Source organism: Vibrio sp. VGrn 2 (assembly GCF_009361695.1).
Taxonomy (GTDB): Bacteria; Pseudomonadota; Gammaproteobacteria; order Enterobacterales; family Vibrionaceae; genus Vibrio; species Vibrio diabolicus.
On sequence record NZ_RBWD01000028.1, the window covers coordinates 21,627 to 27,626 of the forward strand.

Below are 6,000 nucleotides of genomic sequence, written 5' to 3' on the forward strand. Positions count from 1 at the left end.
TTCGGTATGCAGGCAAAAATCGAAGCCGAAGTATTTGGCAGCTCACTACCTTAAATCGCTTTAGCGTCACTCTTTAATTGCTGCGCCATATTAAGGTGCGCTTAAAGCGCTTTAAGGCTAGCATGGAAATGACCAATATTCGCCCTTTTCGCCGCTTTTCCCACCTATTACCCCGCCACTTTCACTCTTAGGCTACAACCACGTACATTCAGCCTGAGAGATCCGTTGCGGAAATAACGCCCTGTTAAGGGGTGAGCAACGCAATACTGAAGCCGCCGCATACCACCTTAATCACTAGAATTAACGCATAGTAAAAATGCCACGCGTTACGAATCCCTCTTGAATTGTTTGTTAGTACGCTGCCCTTAAAGCCTTTGGCACACACCAAGATATTGAAATATAGCACGAAAATTATGGCTTAAAACGCTGACGCCAAAGGGACAACTGCCAAACTAGAACTCACTCTCAAAACACAAGTTGGCGAGAAGAAAAACTTGCTTAACTGACCTATTTTTACCGTTTTCAAGTTAGCAAAGAAGACGGGCTTCAGAACTAAACGCCAGCGCCAAAGAAACTCAGTGTTTGACGAGATTTCCCAGCACCAAAGAAGCCACACCAGCGAAATAGTCCGAAAGTTAGAAACCGTAAACGGTGAAATCAACGCGAACACAACTCATATAGTGCCACCGGAAAGAACGTGAAAGGCACATTTGACCAGGTGTACAGCAAAGAAAAGAAACCAATAAACACCGAAACTTTTAACCTTTGATGCCCATCCAGTACTAACGCCTTGTTAAGGTGTGAGGCACGCAATACAAAAGCCGCTGCATACTACCTTAACCACTAAAACCAACGCATAGTAAAAATGCCACGCGTGCCGAATCACTCTTGAACAATTTGTTATGCTCGTTCTTTTAGGGTTTGCACAAAACTTACAAGCAGCGAAACTTCGGTAGTTTCAAAGCACTCAAGTTTTGGTAATACATAACTGTCGTTCGCTGTTTTTAAAGTAATTTCTTTGAGCACTGTGCCGTCCCTTGAGTAACTTATATAAGAAGATTCAACATCACATACATTCAAATGCCAAAGTGTACTGCTGCCAAGTTTAAGAGTAATACGCCCACCTAGGACCTCAATGCTGTAAAGACCACTTTTATCCGAAAATTTTTGCTGCAGTAATAAGCTAATTGCGGCTATTGAGCTCAAACCTAGCGCTACAAATAAGCTTCCTGGAGCAATAGAAATACAGATAATACCCATAGTGCCGATTAAAATTGCACCTTTATTCAAAGCTTTCTCTTTTTCCCTGAGAAACACAACTTCCTCCTAAGAGCATAACGCCGCGTTAAGTAGTGAGCAACGCTTACCACCTAACCTAAACCATTACACCTTAAACGCTAAACCCAACTTAGAATACAAACCGCCAAGCGTTGGGAATCTGCCTTAAACGCCTTGTTAGGCAAATTCTCCGATGCTAACGGGGTCTTGTAATAAATTAGCCAAAGGCAGAAATAGTGGCTCAGGTAGATTGTCTAGTTCGAACCATTTCCACTGCTTACACTTATTTGGTTCCGTGACCCGAGGCTCTCCACTAGAGCAAGAAGCTACGACAAACAATGTGACATAGTGTTTGCCTTCTTTTTCAAAGATATCGTTGGTGAAACTTAATTTCTTGAAAGCCTCTACAACTAAGCCCGTTTCTTCTAGTGTTTCACGCCGAGCACATTCTTCTATGCCCTCGCCCATTTCAAGGTGCCCACCTGGAGTTGCCCAAGTATGGGCTCCATGAGACCCAATTCGCTCACCAAGTAAAATACGCCCTTCACGTAACACTACAGCTGCCACACCTACTCGTACTTCCTTATTCACTCTATACTCCTTCTGGCCACCAAGTTGCCTAACGCCGCATTAAGTGGTGAGCAACGCAGACCACTGAACCTAAAGCATTGTGCCGTAAACACTAAAGTTGAAGCAAACCCAAAATGCCGAGCGTTGGGAATCCGTCTTAAATGCTTTGTTAGGTATGTTGTTTCAGGTTTTGCCCAAAAACAAACAAGAACATTTCAACTTGTTCGGCTAAGCAACCTGTGGACTTCGCAAAATCACTCGCTACCTTTAGATACTCCGGATATAGCACCGGAGCATTGGTGTAAGTTATTTTCCTCATACACTGAAACTCTCTATACAATTCGGTCTTGATAGCTTGAATAACCCGAACATCTAGAATAAGTGCTTTATTCCCCTCAACTTCACCACCAATAAAATAAAGAAACTTTGAGTATGTAGATAAACCTAACCCATCAATAGCTTTGACTTGATCGTAATGGGATTCCCAATCATCAATTCCTTTTGCTGCATACTTCAACAAGCTAGTGATGACATCTAGTTGACCCAGAACCTTTAAAAAGTTATTCCCTCTCATCCCTGAGGATTAACCCCACATGATTGTAGCTATCACTAATTTTTTGTAATTTTGACTACCCGCAATCTTTTTAAGGTCCTGCCTACGCAAGTTTAATTCGGATTTTCCACCAAACAAAGATGTGATAATTTTCCAAACTTCTGGGTTTTCATCTTTATATTTTAGCCAAGTCGATAACTTCGTTGAGATCGCATGATCTTCAACTGGTAGCTGACGAATTAGCGCTTCGTAATTTTTCACAAGTACCTCTAAATACCTAACGCCTTGTTAAGGTGTGAGGCACGCAATACCTAAGCTTCCGCATACCACCTTAACCACTGAAATCAACGCATAGTAAAAATGCCACGCGTGCCGAATCACTCTTGAACAATTTGTTATGCGCGTTCTCCACGATTGAACGCAACTACGGTAGCGCGTAATCTAATCAACTTAAACTCTGTAAGTAACACTGTAACAAAAGACAATATAGAAACGGAGATAAGTGCAATATTTATCAAGGTATTACCACTAAACTCATAAATACCTGACAGACCACTAAATAGTAAAAGACTGGCAATTATCGATAAAATCGAATCATTAGTTTTCACTTTATACTCATCAGCAGATATATCTTTTATTATCGAAACCGGATTTGAAAGTCCGTCAAGCCTAACTGCAATTTTTCCTTTTTTAATTTTGACTTTTATGCCAGAGCTTCTTAATGAATTAGCTAAATCTTCCATGATTGATTATCTCCATTTCTGCAAGCGCATAACGCCGCATTAAGGTGTGAGCAACGCTGCCACCTAACCCTAAACCTTTGCACCGTAAACACGAAACCCAACCTTGAACTGAGAATGCCAAGCGTTGGGAATCACTCTTAAATGCTTTGTTATCTCTCTTTTTCTTTTGACGGAAACTCTAACTCTTCGTACAAACTTTGAAGACATAGATCAATATTTACCATTGCCGCCTCATAGACTGGGATAGTACTCTCAATGATATCCTTGTCTTCACTGTTAGCACACACGGCTAACTCCATACTACACATCATCGAACACTTGTTGTGAAGTTCAGAAAGTATTGCTTTTGAGATCTCTGATAGGAAGATGAAGTCTTCTTGCTCTATTTCGTGCAGGGCTGTTAGGTGTAACAAAGCGGATTTATCTATATTTGCATCCAAGGCTTCTAAAGTCATATGAAAATCGCCTCGGCTGTCATAAGAACCAATTGCTGCTTCACAGTATTTCTTAAAGTCCACAAGCCTTTTTTGTAGTTTTTTAAACACTCTTATTTTTTCATCTAAAAGGATATCGTGTTTTCTTGAAACAAGTGACAACTCTACTTTTAATCTTTCAATATCAGCAATGTACTCATTTTTAGTACTTTCAACTTTACGAGTAATGTCTTCAATATCTTCTTTTGTCGCTAGATTTTTTCCTTTTTCTGATGAATAGGAAAACAAAAACTTTCGAAACAAAAATATACTTCCGATTCCAAACAACGTAGTTATTTGCAAAAAAATCTTTACTGTTTCCATGATTCATTCTCTGAACTATTGAAGAGAGATAACGCCCTGTTAAGGTGTGAGCAACGCAATACCGAAGCCGCTGCATACCACCTTAACCACTAAAACCAACGCATAGTAAAAATGCCACGCGTTGCGAATCACTCTTGAACAGTTTGTTAGGGAGCATTCTCACAAGGTGTAGTTACACTTCCATCGTTCATACTAAGACCACATTCAAACTCGACATATTCAATGTCAGCTTCCATTTCCTTATCGCCGCAGTAACCATAAACAGTATGAAAATCACGACGCAATAAAGGAGCTGAGCAACTGGGGCAGACTAAATTATACTCTTCCATGATTCCGGATAATTTGGAAACTTCAGCTCTAACCAAAGCTAATTCAGACTCTTTCTTATTAATTAGGTCCTGATTAAGAGAGTCATCACTTCGCAGCCTTTCGATCTCTGACATCATGATGTCCACTCGATCTGATAGAGACTTAGCTAGTTCATCAGGGGAAAGTGCCTTTAGCTCTTGGATTGTAATGTCTCGAGACTTAAGCTGTTCTCTTAAAAGCTCAATAGTCGCATCTTTCTGTGAAGCCAAAGATCTATAAATAGCAAACAGAGCTATTACGAAGCCGACTATTGAAAATACTTTAGTATAAAATACAACTTCTGTTTTCATAATTAACCTATGCTACCTAACGCCCTGCTAAGGGGTGAGCAACGCAATACTAAAGCCGCCGCATACAACCTTAATCACTAAATTCAACGCATAGTAAAAATGCCACGCGTTGCGAATCCCTCTTGAGCAGTTTGTTAGTCGCGAGGCACCGAGCGACAATTTTAAGCCAAACTAAACTTTGCGAACAACAAGCTTTATGTGTTTTGATGCACTTAAGTCAGGCGTAGTCTCAAAGCAGCTACTCAATGAAACCACTTGGAACAGCCAACGCCGCAGAAAACGGACTGACAACACCAAAAAAGCGCTTTTGGAAAACCAATCTTACAGTGCGGACTTTCAACAAAGTCACTGAAACCACGTGGAACTTACCACATCAGAGAAAACGTCCTTTCAGCAAGTAAATAAGCTTTTAAACCAACAAACTCACCGAGCAGATTTGCAACCAAAAACAGATTTTCGATTACCCCGCTCTATCACCACCAAAGAACGAAACAACCGCTTGGAAAATAGTAATGCGTTGATTTAGAACCGATGAAACTGAGCTTTGACCGTCGAAGATGGAACTATGAATCAAACAACCAGTAGCCAAGTTTTGAGCTTAGAAACATGATTTTGACTGCTAGCTTTTTCTGGCGACTAACGCCGCGTTAAGGGGTGAACAACGCCACCACCTGACCTAAACCATTGTGCCATAATCACAAAAGCTAAACTTTGAACCAAAACTGCCAAGCGTTGAGAATCCCTCTTGAACGCTTTGTTATGTGCGTGCTAAACGGTAGCGCCTTATAGTGCCCTCGTTTTCACTTGTGTAGTTGCCAAGATACTCACCGCCACAGTTTTCGATAACCTTTTGGGACGCTGGATTGTCAATTGAACAAGTAACAATAACTGAGTCAGTGACTATATGGTCTCGCACCCAAGCGAGGAGAAATGAGGCTACACCTTTACCACGAGCTGACGGTCTAGTTTCGTAGCCAACGTGTCCAATAACATTTTCTACGTTGGCATTAGTACCTTTACGAACTCGAATAGCGCCTAAGATTTCAGAGTCAGATACGCAATAATAAGTTGTGCTAGGTAAATAACCGTTTGGTAACTCAGAAGTTGCCTTAGAACGTTCAACCAAACCGGATAAATAAGCTCCAGGCTCTTGCTCAACGCCGGAATATTTAGGGATACCCGACTCCAAACATTCTTTCGCGTAACTCACTAATATTGGAGCTAAATCTGGACTCGCTTCTACTACTTCCATGTCAATTTTCCTCAAAAGCACATAACGCCCTGCTAAGGGGTGAGCAACGCAATACAAAGCCGCCGCAAACCACCTTAATCACTAAATTCAACGCATAGTGAAAATGCCACGCGTTGCGAATCCCTCTTGAGCAGTTTGTTAGTCGCGA

The 6,000-nt window shown here is 41.2% G+C and carries 8 protein-coding genes; all 8 read right to left on the reverse strand.

Going from position 1 to position 6,000, the window contains the following annotated elements:
* Positions 1-900: 900 nt before the first annotated feature.
* Positions 901-1,317 carry a hypothetical protein gene (locus D8S93_RS23745; protein WP_319803075.1) on the reverse strand — a complete coding sequence of 139 codons (417 nt, stop codon included), beginning with the start codon at positions 1,315-1,317 and terminating at the stop codon, positions 901-903.
* 138 nt (positions 1,318-1,455) lie between these two features.
* The gene (locus D8S93_RS23750; RefSeq protein ID WP_319803076.1) at positions 1,456-1,869 is read right to left on the reverse strand and encodes an NUDIX hydrolase; all 414 of its coding nucleotides are present in this window, start codon (positions 1,867-1,869) and stop codon (positions 1,456-1,458) included.
* A gap of 148 nt (positions 1,870-2,017) precedes the next feature.
* Positions 2,018-2,422, reverse strand: coding sequence for a hypothetical protein (locus tag D8S93_RS25135; RefSeq protein WP_227484028.1), 405 nt, complete (start codon positions 2,420-2,422; stop codon positions 2,018-2,020).
* A gap of 9 nt (positions 2,423-2,431) precedes the next feature.
* On the reverse strand, positions 2,432-2,662 hold the full coding sequence (locus D8S93_RS25140; protein ID WP_227484029.1) for a hypothetical protein: 231 nt from the start codon (positions 2,660-2,662) through the stop codon (positions 2,432-2,434).
* Between the two features lie 134 nt (positions 2,663-2,796).
* A complete protein-coding gene (locus D8S93_RS23765; RefSeq protein ID WP_053809161.1) occupies positions 2,797-3,144 on the reverse strand; it encodes a hypothetical protein in 348 nt (115 codons plus the stop codon).
* A gap of 149 nt (positions 3,145-3,293) precedes the next feature.
* Positions 3,294-3,941 carry a hypothetical protein gene (locus D8S93_RS23770; RefSeq protein WP_152815931.1) on the reverse strand — a complete coding sequence of 216 codons (648 nt, stop codon included), beginning with the start codon at positions 3,939-3,941 and terminating at the stop codon, positions 3,294-3,296.
* A gap of 146 nt (positions 3,942-4,087) precedes the next feature.
* Positions 4,088-4,600 carry a hypothetical protein gene (locus D8S93_RS23780; protein ID WP_152815934.1) on the reverse strand — a complete coding sequence of 171 codons (513 nt, stop codon included), beginning with the start codon at positions 4,598-4,600 and terminating at the stop codon, positions 4,088-4,090.
* A gap of 757 nt (positions 4,601-5,357) precedes the next feature.
* Complete coding sequence (locus D8S93_RS23795; RefSeq protein WP_152815937.1) at positions 5,358-5,852, reverse strand: GNAT family N-acetyltransferase; 495 nt, start codon at positions 5,850-5,852, stop codon at positions 5,358-5,360.
* Between the last annotated feature and the right edge of the window lie 148 nt (positions 5,853-6,000).